This is a genomic window from Pseudomonas sp. yb_9 (genome assembly GCF_043103635.1).
Lineage (GTDB): Bacteria > Pseudomonadota > Gammaproteobacteria > Pseudomonadales > Pseudomonadaceae > Aquipseudomonas > Aquipseudomonas monteilii.
In genome coordinates, this window is sequence record NZ_JBICKA010000112.1 from 68,102 (window position 1) to 86,837 (window position 18,736).

The following is an 18,736-nucleotide window of genomic DNA, read 5'->3' on the forward strand; positions in this document are numbered from 1 at the left end:
AGGGAACGTATGAAGAAAAGAATCGCCTTGCTGCTGGGCGCGGCCCTGCTGTTCGCAGGATTTGCCCAGGCAGCGGAAAAACCGCTGGTGCGCATCGGCGCGCGGGTGTTCACCGAACAGACCGTGCTCGCCGAAATCACCGCGCAATACCTGCGTGCCAATGGCTTCGACGTGCGCGTCACCACCGGCCTTGGCAGCAACATCGCACGCCAGGCCCAGGAGACCGGCCAGCTCGACCTGATGTGGGAATACACCGGCGTGTCGCTGGTCTCGTACAACCATATCGACGAGCGCATGCCCAATGCCGAAGCCACCTTCGCCAGGGTGAAGGCGCTGGATGCGAAAAAGGACCTGATCTGGCTGACCCCGTCGAAGTTCAGCAACACTTATGCATTGGGCCTGCCCCGCCAAGTGGCCGAAGCCTACCCGCAGGTCAACACCATCAGCGACCTCAACCAGGTGCTGCGTGACGAAAGCCAGCGTACCCACCTGGTGGCGCTGGACACCGAGTTCGCCAACCGCCCCGATGGTCTGGTCGGCCTGCGCGAGATGTACGGCCTGCCGCTGGACCGTCGCAACATTCGCCAGATGGACGGCGGCCTCGTCTACACGGCCATGCGCAATAACCAGGTGTTCGCCGGCCTGGTGTACACCACCGATGGCCGCCTGAACGCCTTCGACCTCAAGCTGCTGAAAGACGACAAGCACTACTTCCCGGACTACACCGCCGCCCCGGTGGTGCGCAAAGCCGTGCTCGACGCCAACCCGCAACTGGCCAGCCTGCTCAAGCCGCTGGCCGAGCAGCTGGATGACGAAACCATGCGCCAGCTCAACGCCAAGGTCGACGTCGAGCACCAGAACCCGACCGCCGTTGCCGCCGCCTTCCTGCGTGAGCACCCACTGAACAGCGAGGGCCAGCCATGAACCTGATCGATACCTTCAGCCACCTGGACTGGGCCCAGGTGCTGCAACTAACCTGGCAGCACATCATGCTGGTGGGCATCGCAGTGGGCCTGGCGATCCTCGTCGGGGTGCCGCTGGGCATTCTGATGACGCGCTTCCCGGCCCTCGCAGGCCCATTGCAGGCCAGCGCCACGGTGCTGCTGACCATCCCCTCCATCGCCCTGTTCGGCCTTCTGCTGCCGTTCTACTCCAAATTCGGCCAAGGCCTTGGACCACTCCCGGCGATCACTGCCGTGTTCCTCTATTCGCTGCTGCCGATCATGCGTAACACCTACCTGGCCCTGACCAACGTCGAGCCCGGCATCCGTGAAGCCGCACGCGGCATCGGCATGACCTTCGGCCAGCGCCTGCGCATGGTCGAGCTGCCCATTGCCGTGCCGGTGATCCTCGCCGGCGTGCGCACCGCCGTGGTCATGAACATCGGCGTCATGACCATTGCCGCCACCATCGGTGCCGGCGGCCTGGGTGTGCTCATCCTCACCTCCATCAGCCGCAGCGACATGTCGATGCTGCTGGTCGGCGCCGTGCTGGTCAGCCTGCTGGCAATCATTGCCGACCTGCTCCTGCAAACCCTGCAACGTGCCCTGACTCCAGAAGGACTGCGCTCATGATCGAACTGAAGAACCTCAGCAAAACCTTCAACGTCAACGGCAAGGACGTGAAAGCCGTCGACGCGGTCAACCTCACCGTCAACGAAGGGGAAATCTGCGTGTTCCTCGGCCCCTCGGGCTGCGGCAAAAGCACCACGCTGAAAATGATCAACCGCCTGATCACGCCCACCTCGGGCCAGGTGTTCATCAATGGCGAAGACACCACCGGGCTGGACGAAGTGACCCTGCGCCGGCACATCGGCTATGTGATCCAGCAGATCGGTTTGTTCCCCAACATGACCATCGAAGAGAACATCACTGTGGTCCCGCGCCTGCTCGGCTGGGACAAGCAAAAGTGCCACGAGCGTGCGCGCGAGCTGATGCACATGATCAAGCTCGAGCCCAAGCAGTACCTGCAGCGCTACCCGCGCGAGCTGTCCGGTGGCCAGCAGCAGCGCATCGGCGTGATCCGCGCCTTGGCGGCAGAAGCGCCGGTGCTGCTGATGGACGAGCCGTTCGGCGCGGTCGACCCGATCAACCGCGAGATGATCCAGAACGAGTTCTTCGAGATGCAGCGGGCGCTGAACAAGACGGTGATCATGGTCAGCCACGACATCGACGAGGCGATCAAGCTGGGCGACAAGATCGCCATCTTCCGTGCCGGCAAACTGTTGCAGCTGGACCACCCGGACACCCTGCTGGCGCACCCGGCGGATGAGTTTGTCAGCAACTTCGTTGGCCAGGACAGCACCCTCAAACGCCTGTTGCTGGTGCGTGCCGAGGATGCGGCGGACAACGCGCCGTCGGTGAGCCCGGAAACGCCTGTGAGCGATGCGTTGGAGCTGCTGGATGAGCACGACCGCCGCTACGTGGTGGTGACCGATACACAGAACAAGGCGCTGGGCTATGTGCGCCGGCGTGACATGCACCGCCAGCAGGGCACCTGTGGTGAATTCCTGCGGCCGTTCAATGCCACGGCGTCGCATGATGAGCATTTGCGCATCCTGCTGTCGCGGATGTACGAGTTTAATAGGGCGTGGTTGCCGGTGCTGGATGCGGAGCAGGTGTTTTTGGGCGAGGTGACGCAAGAGTCGATTGCGGCTTACCTGAGTTCGGGCAGGTCGCGCGGAGCGAAGACCAGCATTGTCTCGCCCGCTGAGGCGGTGGTTTCGTAATCGCTGGGGGCGCTTTGCGCCCCCGGCGATCTCAGATCAGAACCCTACACTGGCCTGCACATAAAAGGTTCGCGGCTCCCCCACATAATGCCGGCATTGTTGTCGCTGGAACGGGTGAAGTACTGCTTGTCGAACAGGTTCTTCACCCCCGTCGGCATTGATCCCGGTGCCCGGCGCACGCTGCTTGGATTGGGCGTAGGCATCCAGGTTCCAGGTCCAGCGGTTGACCGCGTAGCGCACGCCGGCAGTGACCACCTGACGTGAATAGAACGGCAAGTCACGGCCCTTGAAGCCCGGGATCTCACCTTCATAGGTTGCACGGGTAAAGGTGTAGCCACCGCTCACCGACAAGCCATCCAGGCGCGGGTCCAGCCCGGCCAGGTCATAGCGCACAGAAGCCTCGACCCCTTGGTGCTTGGTCGCACCCAGGTTGGTCCAGCCCACGTCGTTGCTGATGTATTGCAGTTCGTCATCGAAGTCGATGTAGAACGCCGTCAGCTCACCGGCAAAACCGCCATCGTCATAACGCGTGCCAATTTCGTAGGTCTTGGCCTTTTCCGGCTCCAGGCCATTGGCCGTGCTGTTGCCTGTCCCGCCCTGCCCCAGCTGGAAGTACTGCAAACTGCCGAACGAAGTTTCCTAGTTGGCGAACACTTTCCACGCGTCGGAGATGTGGTACATCACGCTCAGCGCCGGCAGCGGCTCGTTGCTGGTAATGCTGCGTTTCTTCTCCGCCACCGAGCGGTTGTTGGCATCCAGCACCGGGCGGTCGCGCCAGTCAGTGTTGATGTGCTCGAAGCGGATGCCCGGGGTGATGGTCCAGTTGCCCACGTCGATCTTGTCGTCGATGTAGTAGGCACTGGCCTCGGTGCCACCGCTGCGGTCCTGGAACACATGGCCGTCGGAGGTCGGGGTCACGGTGGGGACGTTGTCGATCAGCGCCAGGCGCGTCGACTGCTCACGCATCGCTTCCTTCAGGTAGCGGTAACCCACACTGACTTCCTGCGTGGTCGGGCCGGCAAAGAAGATGCGCGACACACGCGGCTCGATGGCGAAGGTGTGGTAGTTGCGCGGGTACGACGACAGGGTCTTCATGTCACGCGAAGCGATGGCACTGCCATGGAAGCTGTCGGTGTAATAAGTCAGCACTTCGAACTGGGTGGCATCGTCGAGCTGGCGTTGCCATTTGAACGACACGTCCTTGCGCCGACCGGCGAAGTAGTCGTGGTCGCGCAGCGACTGGTACGGGTTGCTGTCGTACTGGGCCTGGTTCAGGCCACCGGGCATGTCAGCACGGCCATCGTAGTAGTGGAAGTTGAGCCAGAACTCGTCGACATCGGTCGGCGCCCAGTGGGTCTTGAGGATAACGTCGTCGATATCGTTGCCGTTGTTGCTTTCACGGTAGCCGTTGCCGTTGAGCCCGGTGTACAGCAGCGCCACACCCATGCCGTTGTCTGCCGTGCCGCCGACGAAGGCCGACTCGGTGTGCTTCCAGCCGCCGTGCTGGGAAGTTTCCAGCGTGGTGGACAACTCTGCGGAAGGTTTTTCCGGAATCGCCCGGGTGACGAAGTTGATCACCCCGCCCACGCTCTGCGGGCCATAGCGTACCGAGCCTGCACCACGTACCACGTCGATGCTGTCGAGGTTGCCCGAGGAAATCGGCGCCATCGACAGCTGCGGCTGGCCATACGGCGCGAACGCGGCCGGGATGCCGTCGATCAACACGGTGGCGCGCGGCGACAGGCGCGAGGTGAGGCCGCGCACGGCCACGTTCAGCGACAGGTCGCTACCGCCGGTGCCGTTGGAATCCTGCACCTGCACACCCGGGATGCCGCGAAGCACATCGCGCACGTTCATCGCGCCCTTCTCCACCATCGCCTCGCGGCGTACCACGGTGCGCGCGCCGGGGTGGTTCTGCACCACACTCTGCTGCGCATCGCCAGTACCCGGACAAAGGCATCGTGGGTGAGGTCCTCGGCCTGCTGACGACTGCGCAGTTTGCGCGTCCAGGTGCCGATCAGCTCATGGTCGGGGGTCATCAGGGAGGCAGATAAGGGTGCGAATAGTAATGTTTCTCATCAAAACCAGCAAATCCGCCATTCGGTAACAAAAAATTTATGAGCAATTTCCTGTACGTGGGTGCCAGGAAAATGTGGCCATAAATATGAACACCTGAAGCCATTTCCCGGGCACGCCCGCTCCCCCAGAAAGCGCGCGATGCCTGTGGGAGCGGGCGCGCCCGCGAAGGAGCCAATACGGTCTATTCCACAATATTTAACGCTTGAAACATCGTGGGGAACATCAGCCGGTCACATGGGTCGGTTATTCAAATGGCTGGTCGTCGATCCACGCCGATCACGCCCGGATTACCTGTTGATTCTGCATTCTTCACGCCCTAAAGTGCGCGCCGAACGTCCATGCTGGAAACGATCCATCCGGCTCAAGTACTGAGTAGGCGAACCAAAGTGGGGATACGGAGGACGTTCAGTTTGCAGCCACTTATTCTTTCAGTTTGCCCATGGAGTCCCTGAGCATGTCGATCCAGGTCGAAGACTATTTCGCGCGTGACACCTTCCAGAAAATGAAGGCATTCGCCGACAAGCAGGAAACCCCGTTCGTACTCATCGATACCCAGATGATCAGCCAGGCCTATGACGACCTGCGCGCCGGTTTCGAATTCGCCAAGGTGTACTACGCGGTCAAGGCCAACCCGGCCGTCGAAATCATCGACCTGCTCAAAGAGAAAGGTTCGAGCTTCGACATCGCCTCGATCTACGAGTTGGACAAAGTGCTGGGCCGTGGCGTCAGCGCCGACCGTATCAGCTACGGCAACACCATCAAGAAGTCCAAGGACATCCGCTACTTCTACGAGAAGGGCGTGCGCCTGTACGCCACCGACTCCGAAGCCGACCTGCGCAACATCGCCAAGGCCGCACCGGGTTCGAAAGTGTATGTGCGTATCCTGACCGAAGGCTCCACCACTGCCGACTGGCCACTGTCCCGTAAATTCGGCTGCCAGACCGACATGGCCATGGACCTGCTGATCCTTGCCCGCGACCTGGGCCTGGTGCCTTACGGCATCTCCTTCCACGTGGGCTCGCAGCAGCGCGACATCAGCGTATGGGATGCTGCCATTGCCAAGGTCAAGGTGATCTTCGAGCGCCTGAAGGAAGAAGACGGCATCGAGCTCAAGCTGATCAACATGGGTGGCGGCTTCCCGGCCAACTACATCACCCGTACCAACAGCCTGGAAACCTACGCTGAAGAAATCATCCGCTTCCTGAAGGAAGACTTCGGTGACGAGCTGCCGGAAATCATCCTGGAGCCAGGCCGTTCGCTGATTGCCAACGCCGGTATCCTGGTCAGCGAAGTGGTGCTGGTGGCGCGCAAGTCGCGTACCGCCGTCGAGCGCTGGATCTACACCGACGTGGGCAAGTTCTCCGGCCTGATCGAAACCATGGACGAAGCCATCAAGTTCCCGATCTGGACCGAGAAGAAAGGCGAAGCCGAAGAAGTGGTCATCGCCGGCCCAACCTGCGACAGCGCCGACATCATGTACGAAAACTACAAGTACGGCCTCCCGCTGAACCTGGCCATCGGTGACCGCCTGTACTGGCTGTCGACCGGCGCCTACACCACCAGCTACAGCGCGGTGGAATTCAACGGTTTCCCGCCGCTGAAGGCTTACTACCTGTAATGCAGAACGGGGCCGCAAGGCCCCGTTTTCATTTGTGTGCTGTCAGTGCCGGCCTCTTCGCGGGCACAGTCAACTCAAGCTTCGCGCCGTTCAATCTCTTCGGCATACCGCTCCGCAAAGGCCATCAACACCGGTCCAGCGCCTTGCAAGGTCACCAACGCAGCACGCAGGAAATTGATGTTCCCCTCAACCCGCGCCCGCTCCAGCCACTGCCCGGCCTCCGCCATTTGCCCACGCTCGACCAGCACCAGTGCCAGGCTGAACATCCCGCGAAAATCGCCCGCCTCGGCCGAGCGTCGATACCAGCGCACTGCCCGCGCCGGGCTGGGTGCCGTGGCAATGCCCTGCTCCAGGTAACGCCCATACAAGTTCATCGACTTGGCATGCCCCATCTGCGCAGCCTTCTCGTAGCACATCAGGGCCTGTCCCTGATTGGCCGGTACACCGCGCCCGGTAGCCAGCAGATTACCCAGGTTGTACAGGCCCCAATCCAGCCCGGCGTCGGCCGCGCGAGCATAGTGGATAGCCGCCTGCGTCAGGCTTGGCTCACCGCCCCAACCATGCTCCAGGCAACGCCCGAGCATGTTGTGCGCCATGGCACTGCCACCCTGTGCGGCGATGCCGAACCAACGCCGGGCCACGGTGGCGTCTTCTTCGATACCGCGGCCATCCAGCAGGATTTGCCCCAACAGCAACTGCGCCTCGACCGCGCCCTGCCCCGCCGCCGCCAGAATCGCTTGCGCGGCCTTGCCGGGGCTTTCCTCCAGCATGGCCTGCAAACCGGCCACATCCACCACTTCCTCACGTCGCAACTGGTAGGACACGGCTCAGACCTCGGCCCAGCGGCGCAGCAGGTTGTGGTAGGTGCCGGTCAGTTGCAGCAGCGACGGATGGTCCGGCACATCGGCAGTCAATTGCTGGATAGCGTTATCCATCTCGAACAACAGCGCCCGCTGGCTGTCCTCACGCACCAGGCTCTGGGTCCAGAAAAAAGCGGCGTAACGCTGGCCACGGGTTACCGGGTTGACCTTGTGCAGGCTAGTGCCGGGGTACAGCACCAGGTCTCCGGCGGCCAACTTTACCTGCTGCACGCCGTAAGTGTCCTGAATCACCAACTCGCCACCGTCGTAGCTGTTCGGGTCGCTGAGGAACAGCGTGGAAGAGAGGTCGGTACGCACCCGCTCGGCGCTGCCCTTGGGCTGGCGCAGGGCGTTGTCGATGTGGAAGCCGAAATTGCCGCCTTCGCGGTAGCAGTTGATCAGCGGCGGGAACACCTTGTGTGGCAAGGCCGCCGACATGAAGCGCGGGGTTTTCCACAGCCGGTCGATCAGCGCGCTGCCAATCTCCTTGGCCAGCGGGTGCCCTTCCGGCAACTGCAGGTTGTGCTTGGCCTTGGCCGACTGGTAACCCGCCGTAGCCTTGCCATCAGCCCAGTCGGCCTGCTCCAGCGCCTCGCGAATACGGGCCAGCTCATCAGCGTCGAACAGGCCTGGGATGTGAAGCAGCATGGCAGCAGCACCGTTAGGAAGTGTAAAGGTGGCAATGATATTGATTCCCTTTTGCGCTGCACAAGTCCCATTCGCCGCTTAAGACGTTTCAGCTGTATGAAACCGTAAAGGCAAATTGTAAAGATTGTAAATTCTTCACGAATGGTAACGACTCTCAATTGTGAGTCACAATTGCTTACATTAAGATCCGCCGCCTCAACACCTTGGGGAAGGTCCTTAGCAATGCGCCAGTCCGTACCATCTGCTGTGAGTTCGCCACGCCTGATCGTGTCTGCCATCGGTGTCGCCCTTAGCGCCACGTCGGTCTACGCCGCCGACCCTGCCGCGAACAGCGCCATTACCCTCGACGCCACCAGCGTCAATGGCAAGGCTGAACAAGCCAGCACCGATTACAAGGTCGAAAAGGCCTCCTCGCAGAAGTACACCGCGCCGCTGGTAGACACCCCGCGCTCGGTTACCGTGATCCCGCAGCAAGTGATCAAGGACACCAATGCCCTGACCCTGCAGGACGCACTGCGCACTGTGCCGGGCATTACCTTCGGTGCCGGCGAAGGCGGCAACCCGCAAGGCGACCGTCCGTTCATCCGTGGCTTCGACGCCCAGGGCGATACCTACCTGGACGGCGTGCGAGACACTGGCGCTCAAACCCGCGAAATCTTCGCCATCGAGTCGGTGGAAGTGGCCAAGGGCCCTAACTCGGCCATCGGTGGCCGTGGCGCTGCCGGCGGTACCATCAACCTGGTGAGCAAGCGTGCGCATCTGGGTAACTCGCTGGACGGCGCCTGGACCTGGGGCAGCGACCAGACCCAGCGCTACACCTTCGATGGCAACTACCAGTTCAGCGATACCGTTGCCGGCCGCCTGAACCTGATGACCCACGAAAGCAACGTCGCCGGCCGCGACAAGGTCAACTACGACCGCTGGGGTATCGCCCCGTCGCTGGCATTCGGCCTGGGCACGCCAACCCGCGTCAACCTTGACTACTACCACCTGGAAAGCGACGACCTGCCGGATTCGGGCATTCCGTACACCATCCCGACCAATGGCAGCGGCGGGCGCACCTCGGCGCACCCGAGCAAACCGGATGACGGCGGCGACAGCGATAACTTCTACGGCCTGACCGGTCGCGACTTCCGCAAGACCCGCGTGGACATCGCCACCTTGGCCATCGAGCACGACCTGACCGACGCGCTGACCATCAAGAACACCCTGCGTCACGGCAACAGCATGCAGGACTACATCCTGACCCAGCCTGACGACAGCAAGGGCAACGTCAATAACGGCAGCGTATGGCGCCGGGCCAACACCCGTGTGGGCAACACCGCTACCACCACCAACCAGACCGACCTGTTTGGCGAGTTCTACGTCGGTGGCCTTAAGAACAGCTTCTCCACCGGTATCGAACTGAGCCGTGAAGAAAGCGAGCGCTCCAGCTACACCGTTGACACCGACACCGTCCCAGGTGGCAGCGCCAATACCAACTGCACCCCGGGCATGATCGGCGCCACCAGCGACTACAACTGCACCTCGCTGAGCAACCCGAACCCGGATGATCCGTGGAACGGCACCATCTCGCGCAACTACGCTGGCACCACCACCAACAGCAAGACCCGTGCGATCTACGTGTTCGATACCCTGGAGCTGACCCCCGAGTGGCTGGTCAACATGGGCCTGCGATACGACCACTTCGACACCGACTACAAAACCTACAACGCCGCTGGCACCACCACTGCCAAAGGCAACGACGTCAGCGAGTTCGTGACCGGCCAACTGGGTCTGGTGTGGAAGCCGGCCGAAAACGGCAGCATCTACGTGTCCTACGCCACCTCCGCTACGCCACCAGGCGCCATGCTCGGCGAAGGTACCGAAGGCAACCCGCTGGGTGGCACACCTGACCGCAACGGGAATCTGCTGGCCAGCGATATGGAGCCGGAAGAAACCACCAACTACGAGATCGGCACCAAGTGGAACCTGCTTGACGAGCGCCTGTCTCTGGCGGCGGCGCTGTTCCGCACCGAGAAAGAAAACGCCCGGGTACAGGTCAACACCAACACCTACGAGAACGTCGGTGAAACCCGCGTGCAAGGTATTGAACTGTCTGCCAGCGGCAAGCTGACCGACAAATGGCAGGTGTTCGCCGGCTACACCTACATGCAGGCCCGCCAGATCGACGGCGGCCCGCTGGGCAAGGCCAACGACGGCAACCAACTGCCCAACACGCCAAACAACAGCGCCAGCCTGTGGACCACTTACGCGATCACACCGAAGCTGACCATCGGTGGTGGTGCGTTCTACGTGGATGACGTGTACGGCAGCGTGGCCAACACCACCATGGTCGACAGCTATGTACGCTACGACGCCATGGCGGCCTACAAACTGACCAAGAACGTCGACCTGCAGCTGAACGTGCAGAACCTGACCAACGAGGTGTACTACGACAAGGCCTTCTCCACTCACTTCGCCAACCAGGCGGCCGGGCGGACTGCACTGTTGACCACCAGCGTTCACTTCTAAAGCAGCAACCCTAAGCCCCGTTCATTCCAGTGAGCGGGGCTTTTGCGTATCAAGGCATAATGCGCGCCGCGCAGGTAGCGGCAGCAACACAAGGTGAGAGACGTGGTGAAGAAGACGCTGTTCCAATTGCACTGGTTCTTTGGCATCACCGCTGGCCTGGTGCTGGCCTTGATGGGCATCACCGGGGCCTTGTATTCGTTCCAGGAAGAACTGCTGCGCGCATTCAATGCCGATGTGCTTAAGGTAGAGGTGCGCGCCGAAGGCGTGCTGCCGCCAGCCGAACTGGTGCAGCGTGTAGAGGCCCAACAACACGACAAGGTGTCGATGCTGTGGGTCGACGTGCGTGAAGGTAACGCCGCGCGGGTCTTCTTCATGCCGCCACCGGGCGAACGCCGTGGCGAGCTGCGCTATGCCGACCCTTATACCGGCGAACTGAAGGGCGAAGTGGCCGGGCAAGGCTTCTTCAACCTCATGCTCAACCTGCACCGTTTCCTGGCCATGGGCGACACCGGCCGGCAGATTACCGGTGCCTGCACCCTGATGCTGGTGTTCTTCTGCCTCTCCGGCCTGTACCTGCGCTGGCCGCGCAAGGCACTGGACTGGCGCACCTGGCTGACCTTCGACTGGGCCAAGAAAGGCCGAGCCTTCAACTGGGACCTGCACGCCGTGGCCGGTACCTGGTGCCTGCTGTTCTATCTGCTGTTCGCCCTGACCGGGCTGTTCTGGTCCTATGAATGGTACCGCGAAGGCCTGAACAAGCTGCTGGCCGACGCGCCGGCGGCCGGCCAGCAACAAAAACGCGGCGAAGGCCGTGGCCGCCACGGGCCGCAGAAAGTCGACAAGAACGCCCCGCCGCTGGTGGTCGACTACGACGCAATCTGGGCCAACCTCAAAAACGCTGCCGGCCCAGGCCTTGCCGCCTACAACCTGCGCCTGCCAGCGGTTGGCGGCCAGCCGGCCAACCTGTTCTACCTGCTGGAAGACTCCGCCCACCCACGCGCCTTCAACACCCTGGTGCTGGACCCGGCCACCGGCCAGGTGAAAAACCACGACCGTTACACCGACAAGTCCTTCAAGGCCCAGCTGCTGCAGAGCGTCTACGCCCTGCACGTTGGCGAATACTTCGGCCTGCTGGGCCGCATCATCGTCACCCTCGCCAGCCTGACCATGCCGCTGTTCTTCGTCACCGGCTGGCTGCTGTACCTCGACCGCCGCCGCAAGAAGCGCCAGGTGCGCGAGGCACGAGGCAACGTGGCCAGCAACGATGGCAGCGGCGAAAGCTGGCTGATCGGTTTTGCCAGCCAAAGCGGCTTTGCCGAGCAGCTGGCCTGGCAGAGCGCCGGGCAGCTGCAAGCAGCTGGCATGCCGGTACAGGTGCGCGCCCTGGCCGAACTGGGTGAAAACGACCTTCGCCAAGCCCGCCGCGCGCTGTTCGTGATCAGCACCTTCGGCGACGGCGAAGCCCCCGACAGCGCCCGCGCCTTCGAGCGCAAGGTGCTTGGCCAACCTTGGGCGCTGAACAACCTCAGCTACGCTGTACTCGCCCTCGGCGACCGCCAGTATCCGCACTTCTGCGGCTTCGCCCGCCGCTTGCAGGCATGGCTGGGTGAGCGCGGCGCCAGCAGCGCGTTCAGCCCGGTGGAAGTGGACAATGCCGACCAGGCAGCGCTGCAGCAGTGGCAGCAAGAACTGGCGCAGCTGACCGGCGCCCAGCCGGTGGCCGCCTGGCAGCCGCCGAGCTTTGGCAACTGGTCACTGGTGCGCCGCGACCTGTTGAACCCTGGCAGCCAGGGGCAGCCGGTGTACCTGCTTGGCTTGCAACCGCAAGCGCCTGCCAGCTGGGAGGCCGGCGACCTGGTGGAGATCCTGCCACTCAATGGCCAGCCCCGTGTCGACGCTTTCCTCAATGGCCTGGCGCTAGACGCCAGTGCCAAGGTACAGGTGAATGGCCTGAGCGAAACCCTGGCCCTGGCCCTCGCTGGCCGCCAGTTGCCGGCACGCCGTGATCACTTGATCGGCTTGCAGCCGCAGGCGTTGATCGATGCACTGGTGCCGATCGGCAGCCGCGAATACTCCATCGCCTCGATCGCCAGCGATGGCGTGCTGGAGCTGATCGTGCGCCAGGAACGCCATGCCGATGGCCACCTGGGCCTGGGCTCGGGCTGGCTGACCGAGTACCTGCCGCTGAACGGCACCTTGAGCCTGCGCCTACGGCGTAACAGCGGCTTCCACCTGCCGGAAAGTGCTGCACCGATGATTCTGATCGGTAACGGCACCGGTCTGGCCGGTCTGCGTAGCCTGATCCGGGCGCGGGTGAATGCTGGCGAGCAGCGTAACTGGCTGCTGTTCGGCGAGCGTAACCGGGCGCATGACCTGCTGTGTGGCGAAGAGCTGCAAGGCTGGCTGGAAAGCGGTGATCTGGCACGGCTGGACCTGGCGTTCTCGCGAGATCAGGCCGAGAAGGTGTATGTGCAGGATGTGTTGCTGCAGCAGGCCGAGGCGTTCAAGCGCTGGGTGGCTGACGGCGCATGCGTGTACGTCTGCGGCAGCCTGCAAGGCATGGCTGCGGGGGTGGATGCAGCGCTCAACGGCATGCTTGGGGAAGCGGCTGTACAGCAGCTGATCGAGGATGGGCGGTATCGGCGGGATGTGTACTGATCAGATATTGATTTAGCCGGTGCCGGCCTCTTCGCGGCAAGCCCCCTCCCACAGGGTCCACACAGATTTCGAATACTGTGCGGTACCTGTGGGAGCGGGCTTGCCCGCGAAGAGGCCGGTTCAGGCTGTCAGTGCAGCTCGAAGGTATCGGCATCCAGGTTGGCCGGAAACTTGGCCCGGTAAGCCGACAGCTCCGCCGCGCTCAACACTGCGGTAAACACCCCGTCCGCCTCCCCGGCACTGAGCAGGCTCTCGCCCTGGAAGTCCAGCACCTGGCTGTCCCCCGAATACGCAAAGCCCTTGCCGTCCGTCCCCACCCGGTTAACCGCCGCCACATAGCACAGGTTCTCGATCCCCCGCGCCGGCAGCAGCCGGTTCCAATGCTGGCGGCGCGCAGCCGGCCAGTTGGCGGTGTACAGCAGCAGGTCGGTGTCCTGGGCATCGCGGCTCCACACCGGGAAGCGCAGGTCGTAGCAGATCAGTGGGCGAATTCGCCAGCCCTTGAGCTCAAACTGGACCTGGCGCTCGCCCGGGGTGTAGTGCTTGTGCTCACCGGCCATGCGGAACAGGTGGCGCTTGTCGTAATGCAGGATTTCGCCGTCCGGCCGCGCCCACAGCAGGCGGTTGCGGTGGCTGCCGTCAGCGGCCTGGATGATCACGCTACCGGTAATCACCGCGTTGCACTTCTTCGCCTGAGTCTTCAACCACTTGTAGGTCGGGCCATTCTCCGGCTCGCACAGGCTTTCCGATTGCATTGAAAAACCAGTGGTGAACATTTCCGGCAGGATTACCAGGTCCACCTCGCCCACCTGCTCCAGCAGCACCTCGAAGTGCGCATAGTTGGCCTCACGGTCGTGCCAGGCCAGGGTGGTTTGCACCAGGGCGACTTTCAGGTTCGGCAGTGTGCTCAGATCGCGCATAGTCGTTCCGCTGCCTGACGCAGCGTCTCCTCTCGTTTGGCAAAGCACAGGCGAACCAGGCGTTGCTCGGGAATGGGTTGCTGGTAGAACACCGACACCGGAATGGTCGCCACCCCGTGCTCGCGGGTAAGCCACAGCGACATGTCGACATCGTTCAGGTCCGGGCGGATCTGCGAGTAGTCCACCAGCTGGAAATAGGTACCCGCCGTGCGGGTGAAGCTGAACCGCGAACCGTCCAGCAAGCCGCAGAACAGGTCTCGCTTAGCCTGGTAGAAGGCCGGCAGTTCATCGATGTGCTCGGGGTGTTCGGCCATGAAGTCGGCCAGTGCGCACTGCAATGGCGTCACGCCACAGAAGTTGACGTACTGGTGCACCTTGCGCAGCTCCGCACTCAGCGCCGGAGGGGCGATCACGTAGCCGGTCTTCCAGCCGGTAACGTGGTAGGTCTTGCCGAACGAGCTGACCACGAAGGCGCGTTGGTACAACTGCTCATGGGCCAGCACGCTGGCATGGCGCACGCCGTCGTACACCAGATGCTCGTAGACTTCATCGCTGACCAGGTAGATATCGCGGTCGGCAATAAGCTTTGCCAGCTGGTCAAGGTCTTCGCGAGTGATCAGCGCGCCGCTGGGGTTGTGCGGCGAGTTGAGGATGACCATGCGCGTGCGCGGGCTCAAGGCATCGCTGAACTTCTGCCAGTCGATGCGGAAGTCGCCGTCGCTGAGTTGCACATGCACGCAGCGGCCACCGGCCAGTTCCACGGACGGCTCGTAGCTGTCGTAGCAAGGGTCGAAGACGATGACCTCGTCATCGGCATGCACCACGGCCTGAATGGCACAGAAGATCGCCTCGGTGGCACCGGGGGTGATGGTCACCTCCTGGTCGGCATCCACCCTGGCGCCGTACAGGCGCTCGACTTTGGCCACCACCTGTTGGCGCAGCGCCGGCAGGCCGGTCATTGGCGAATACTGGTTATGCCCGGCAGCCACATGCCGGCCTACTGCATCGAGCAGGGCCTGCGGGCCGTTGAAATCGGGGAAGCCTTGCGACAGGTTGAGCGCGCCGGTCTGCACGGCGAGCTGGGACATGGTGGTGAAGATGGTCGTGCCGACATTCGGCAGTTTGCTGCGGATCATGGAGCCCTCTTTCCTGGGGTGTATCCGGCACGGGGTGGAGTCCGAGCATAGCGGATCGAGCGGTCAGGAAAAAGGTTGAAACATTAGGGGCATTGCGCTGGATCAACGGGCCTCTTCGCGGCTAAAGCCGCCCCACAGGGACACCACAGATTTCGAAAACCGTGCAGTACCTGTGGGAGCGGGTTTACCCGCGAAGAGGCAGACGCGGAATCAGCGCTTGTCGCGGCGCTTTTTCTCGGCCTTCTTGTGGTGCGACATCAGGCGGCGCTTCTTGTTGACCTGGCGGTCGGTGAGGGTGTTCTTCTTGCCCTCGTACGGGTTCTCGCCGCCCTTGTACTCGATGCGGATCGGCGTACCGACCAGCTTCAGCACCCGGCGATAGGTGTTCTCCAGGTAACGGGAGTACGACTTCGGAATGCTCTCGGTCTGGTTGCCGTGGATCACGATCAGCGGCGGGTTGGCACCACCGAGGTGAGCATAGCGCAGCTTGATGCGGCGGCCGTTGACCAGTGGTGGCTGGTGCTCGCTGACAGCATCTTCGAGGATCTGCGTCAGGCGGCTGGTTGGCCAGCGGGTCACCGCCGAGGTGAACGCGGCCTGCACCGACTTGTACAGGTTGCCCACGCCGGTGCCGTGCAAGGCGGAGATGAAGTGGATATCGGCGAAGTCGACGAAGAACAGCCGACGCTCCAGCTCGGTCTTCACGTAGGCACGTTCACCCGGCTCCATGCCATCCCACTTGTTCAGCGCGATGACGATGGCGCGGCCAGCTTCGAGGGCGAAGCCCAGCAGATTGAGGTCATGGTCAACCACGCCTTCGCGGGCGTCCATGACGAAGATCACCACGTTGGCGTCCTTGATCGCCTGCAGCGTCTTGACCACCGAGAACTTCTCGACTTCCTCGTGGATCTTGCCGCGCTTGCGCACCCCGGCTGTGTCGATGAAGGTGTACTTGTCACCATCACGCTCGAACGGGATGTAGATACTGTCGCGGGTAGTGCCCGGCTGGTCGTAGACCACCACGCGCTCCTCACCGAGCATGCGGTTGACCAGGGTGGATTTACCCACGTTCGGGCGGCCGATGATGGCGATCTTGATGCCATCTTTCTCGCTCGGGCCAGGGATGCGCACGGCCTCTTCGCCTTCGGCGACTTCGGCATCCAGGGCTTCTTCGACCTGGTCGCGCGGCAGGTGGCCGAGCACGGCCTCCATCAGCGCGTTGATACCGCGGCCCTGGGAGCCCGCCACCGGAATGGCGTTGCCCATGCCCAGCGGCGAGAACTCGGCGCGGGCGACGTCGGCGTCGATGTTGTCGATCTTGTTGGCAACCAGAATCGCCGATTTGTTGCGCTTGCGCAGGTGCTCGGCAATCATCTGGTCAGCGGCGGTCATGCCGGCGCGGGCATCGACCAAGAACAGCACATAGTCGGCTTCTTCAATGGCCATGAGCGACTGCTCGGCCATTTTCTCGTCCATGCCCACTTCGTCACCGGTAATACCACCGGTGTCGATCAGAATGAAGGAACGACCCTGCCAGCTGGCATCGCCATACTGGCGGTCACGGGTCAGGCCCGACAAGTCACCGACGATGGCATCGCGGGTTTTGGTCAGGCGGTTGAACATGGTGGATTTGCCGACGTTCGGGCGGCCCACCAGGGCAATTACGGGAACCATCGGCTCTCCACTCTCGAATTCTTGAAAATGCAAAGGCCGCTGCAAGGCAGCGGCCGGAGTACGGGCGGCGTGTCCTACGCCGCGGCTTGAAGCCCGCCAAGGCTTCAAGCATAGCTTCAGCGGATGGTCAGTGCCTCGAGCTTGCCGCTGTTGCCAAAGACGTAGATGGTGTCGCCGACCACAAGTGGGCGGGCGCGCAGGCCATCGCTGTCGATACGCTCACGGCCTACGAAGCGGCCGTCCACCTGGCTCAGCAGGTGCAGGTAACCCTCGAAGTCACCCACTGCCACGTAGCTGCTGAACACTTCAGGCGCGGTCAACTGGCGGCGAGCCATGCTGTCGTTGCTCCACAGGGCACTGGAAGAGCGCTCGTCCACGCCTTCCACGGTACCCGATGCTTCGCTGACGTAGACGTTACCGAAGCCCTGGGCAACGCCCACATAGCTGGAAGCATCGCGCTGCCACAGCTCGCGACCGCTTTCCAGGTCCAGGCCCGCTACACGGCCTTGGTAGGTGCTGACGTACAGGGTACCACCAGACAGCAGCAAGCCGCCGTCGATATCAACCACACGGTCCAGCTCGGAGCGGCCCTTGGGGATGGCCACACGGCTTTCCCACACGGGAACGCCATTGTTGATGTCCACCGCGACCACCTTGCCGGTAGACAGGCCGGCCACGGCCAGGCGGTTGGTGGCAATCGGCGCGCCGGTGCCACGCAGGGTCAGCACGGCCGGGGAGTTTTCGTAGATCCAGCGGCGGTCGCCGGTGGCGGCATCCAGGCCGATCAGGCGGTCGTCCTGGGTCTGAACTACCACTACGTCACCGTTGTTGGCGGGTGGGGCTAGCACTTCGCTGGTCACGCGGGAGCGCCAACGCTCTTCACCGGTGCTGGAATCCAGAGCAATGACTTCACCCTTGAGGGTGCCGAGCATGACCAGGCCGTAGCCCACGCCAACTGCGCCGGAAACCTGCAGCTCCAGGTCCTTCTTCCACACGACATCGCCAGTGATGCGGTCCAGGGCGAACACTTCGCCGTTGACGTCGGAGGCGTAGATACGGTCGTTCTCGATGGCCGGCACCAAGGTGTTGTAGGTCTTACCCTGGCCGTCACCGATCGAACGGCTCCACTGCTTCTTCAGCACCACTTCCTCGGTGAACTTGGTCAGCTCGGCCGGAGGCAGTTCCTTCTTGCTGTTGCTGCTGCAACCTGCGGCCAGTACGGCCAGGGTCAGCACTGCTGCATGTTTCCAACCGATCACTTACGCGTCCCCTTTAGCCAGGTCATCCAGCTTCAATTGCAGGCCACCGACTGCCGCGTCATCGGACAGCGCAGCCTTGGCTTTTTCGTAAGCGCTGTGTGCGTCGGCGGCACGGCCCAGTTGCACCAGCAGGTCACCTTTCAACTCTTCACGGCTGGCCAGGAAGGCTTTGTCGGCGTCGCCGTCGAGCAGCTTGAGGGCGTCTTCGGCCTTGTTCTGGGCGGCCAGCACGCGAGCCAGGCGCTGGCGCGAAATCTCGCCCAAGGTCACGTCGGCCGGCTTGTCCAGCACGCTTTTCAGCTCGGCAGCGGCGTCGTCGAGCTTGCCGCTCTCGACTGCCACCTTGGCCACGAACAGGCTGCCGTACTGGGCGTAAGCAGTACCGCCGAACTCGCTCTTGAGCTTGCCGGCCAGTTCCGCGACCTTGGAGGCGTCTGGCTGGCCAGTCGGCGTCAGGCTGGTCTCAAGCAACGCCTGATACAGCTGCGAGGCACCTTGCGACTGGTTGTTCTGGTACTTGTGCCAGGTATTCCAACCCAACACCACCACGCCGGCCAGCAATGCGCCGGTCAGCAGCGGCTTGCCGTTGCGGTTCCACCAGTCCTTGACGCCTGCCAGATCATCATCATCGGTACTCGACAC

The 18,736-nt window shown here is 62.7% G+C and carries 13 protein-coding genes and 2 pseudogenes; 6 read left to right on the forward strand and 9 right to left on the reverse strand.

Translation table 11 applies throughout. The annotated features are described in order from the left end of the window. Positions 1 to 9: 9 nt before the first annotated feature. From ACF8MI_RS27450 to ACF8MI_RS27460, 3 genes are read left to right on the forward strand one after another with little or no spacing between them, the layout of a single operon-like run. On the forward strand, positions 10 to 924 hold the full coding sequence (locus tag ACF8MI_RS27450; protein ID WP_060501812.1) for a glycine betaine ABC transporter substrate-binding protein: 915 nt from the start codon (positions 10 to 12) through the stop codon (positions 922 to 924). Next, entirely contained in the window at positions 921 to 1,574 is a 654-nt protein-coding gene (locus ACF8MI_RS27455) for an ABC transporter permease (RefSeq protein WP_016713182.1), read from the forward strand. Before ACF8MI_RS27450 ends, ACF8MI_RS27455 begins: the two co-directional genes overlap by 4 nt. Further along, positions 1,571 to 2,728: a betaine/proline/choline family ABC transporter ATP-binding protein gene (locus ACF8MI_RS27460; RefSeq protein ID WP_060501814.1), complete on the forward strand. Its 1,158-nt coding sequence runs from the start codon at positions 1,571 to 1,573 to the stop codon at positions 2,726 to 2,728. Before ACF8MI_RS27455 ends, ACF8MI_RS27460 begins: the two co-directional genes overlap by 4 nt. A gap of 36 nt (positions 2,729 to 2,764) precedes the next feature. Here ACF8MI_RS27460 and ACF8MI_RS27465 read toward each other — a convergent pair. Then, a pseudogene (locus ACF8MI_RS27465) lies at positions 2,765 to 4,669 on the reverse strand (TonB-dependent receptor family protein); the annotation flags it as partial. Then, positions 4,669 to 4,767, reverse strand: a pseudogene (locus ACF8MI_RS27470) (RNA polymerase subunit sigma-24); the annotation flags it as partial. The pseudogenes ACF8MI_RS27470 and ACF8MI_RS27465, both read right to left, overlap by 1 nt. A gap of 494 nt (positions 4,768 to 5,261) precedes the next feature. On the opposite strand from ACF8MI_RS27470, the gene ACF8MI_RS27475 reads away from it, so the two are divergent. After that, a complete protein-coding gene (locus ACF8MI_RS27475; protein ID WP_016713187.1) occupies positions 5,262 to 6,425 on the forward strand; it encodes a type III PLP-dependent enzyme in 1,164 nt (387 codons plus the stop codon). A 74-nt stretch (positions 6,426 to 6,499) separates the two neighbouring features. Here ACF8MI_RS27475 and ACF8MI_RS27480 read toward each other — a convergent pair whose 3' ends face one another. Both ACF8MI_RS27480 and ACF8MI_RS27485 read right to left on the reverse strand, forming a co-directional pair. Then, entirely contained in the window at positions 6,500 to 7,249 is a 750-nt protein-coding gene (locus ACF8MI_RS27480) for a tetratricopeptide repeat protein (protein ID WP_060501816.1), read from the reverse strand. A gap of 3 nt (positions 7,250 to 7,252) precedes the next feature. Further along, entirely contained in the window at positions 7,253 to 7,933 is a 681-nt protein-coding gene (locus ACF8MI_RS27485) for a Fe2+-dependent dioxygenase (protein WP_060501818.1), read from the reverse strand. A 222-nt stretch (positions 7,934 to 8,155) separates the two neighbouring features. Here ACF8MI_RS27485 and ACF8MI_RS27490 point away from each other — a divergent pair, with 222 nt between their 5' ends. Further along, positions 8,156 to 10,447: a TonB-dependent siderophore receptor gene (locus ACF8MI_RS27490; protein WP_182408660.1), complete on the forward strand. Its 2,292-nt coding sequence runs from the start codon at positions 8,156 to 8,158 to the stop codon at positions 10,445 to 10,447. A 102-nt stretch (positions 10,448 to 10,549) separates the two neighbouring features. Continuing rightward, entirely contained in the window at positions 10,550 to 13,105 is a 2,556-nt protein-coding gene (locus ACF8MI_RS27495; RefSeq protein ID WP_200928789.1) for a sulfite reductase flavoprotein subunit alpha, read from the forward strand. Between the two features lie 128 nt (positions 13,106 to 13,233). On the opposite strand, the gene ACF8MI_RS27500 is transcribed toward ACF8MI_RS27495, so the two are convergent. From ACF8MI_RS27500 to ACF8MI_RS27520, 5 genes are all read right to left on the reverse strand, one after another. Continuing rightward, the gene (locus ACF8MI_RS27500) at positions 13,234 to 14,025 is read right to left on the reverse strand and encodes an amidohydrolase (protein WP_060501824.1); all 792 of its coding nucleotides are present in this window, start codon (positions 14,023 to 14,025) and stop codon (positions 13,234 to 13,236) included. Further along, positions 14,013 to 15,161, reverse strand: a complete 1,149-nt coding sequence (locus ACF8MI_RS27505) for a pyridoxal phosphate-dependent aminotransferase (RefSeq protein WP_156867111.1) — start codon at positions 15,159 to 15,161, stop codon at positions 14,013 to 14,015. The genes ACF8MI_RS27500 and ACF8MI_RS27505 overlap by 13 nt, the downstream gene beginning before the upstream one ends. Before the next feature lie 210 nt (positions 15,162 to 15,371). Further along, positions 15,372 to 16,835: a ribosome biogenesis GTPase Der gene (gene der / locus ACF8MI_RS27510; RefSeq protein ID WP_104834022.1), complete on the reverse strand. Its 1,464-nt coding sequence runs from the start codon at positions 16,833 to 16,835 to the stop codon at positions 15,372 to 15,374. Between the two features lie 116 nt (positions 16,836 to 16,951). Next, entirely contained in the window at positions 16,952 to 18,094 is a 1,143-nt protein-coding gene (gene bamB / locus ACF8MI_RS27515) for an outer membrane protein assembly factor BamB (RefSeq protein WP_060501830.1), read from the reverse strand. Continuing rightward, positions 18,095 to 18,736 carry a tetratricopeptide repeat protein gene (locus tag ACF8MI_RS27520; protein WP_060501832.1) on the reverse strand — a complete coding sequence of 214 codons (642 nt, stop codon included), beginning with the start codon at positions 18,734 to 18,736 and terminating at the stop codon, positions 18,095 to 18,097.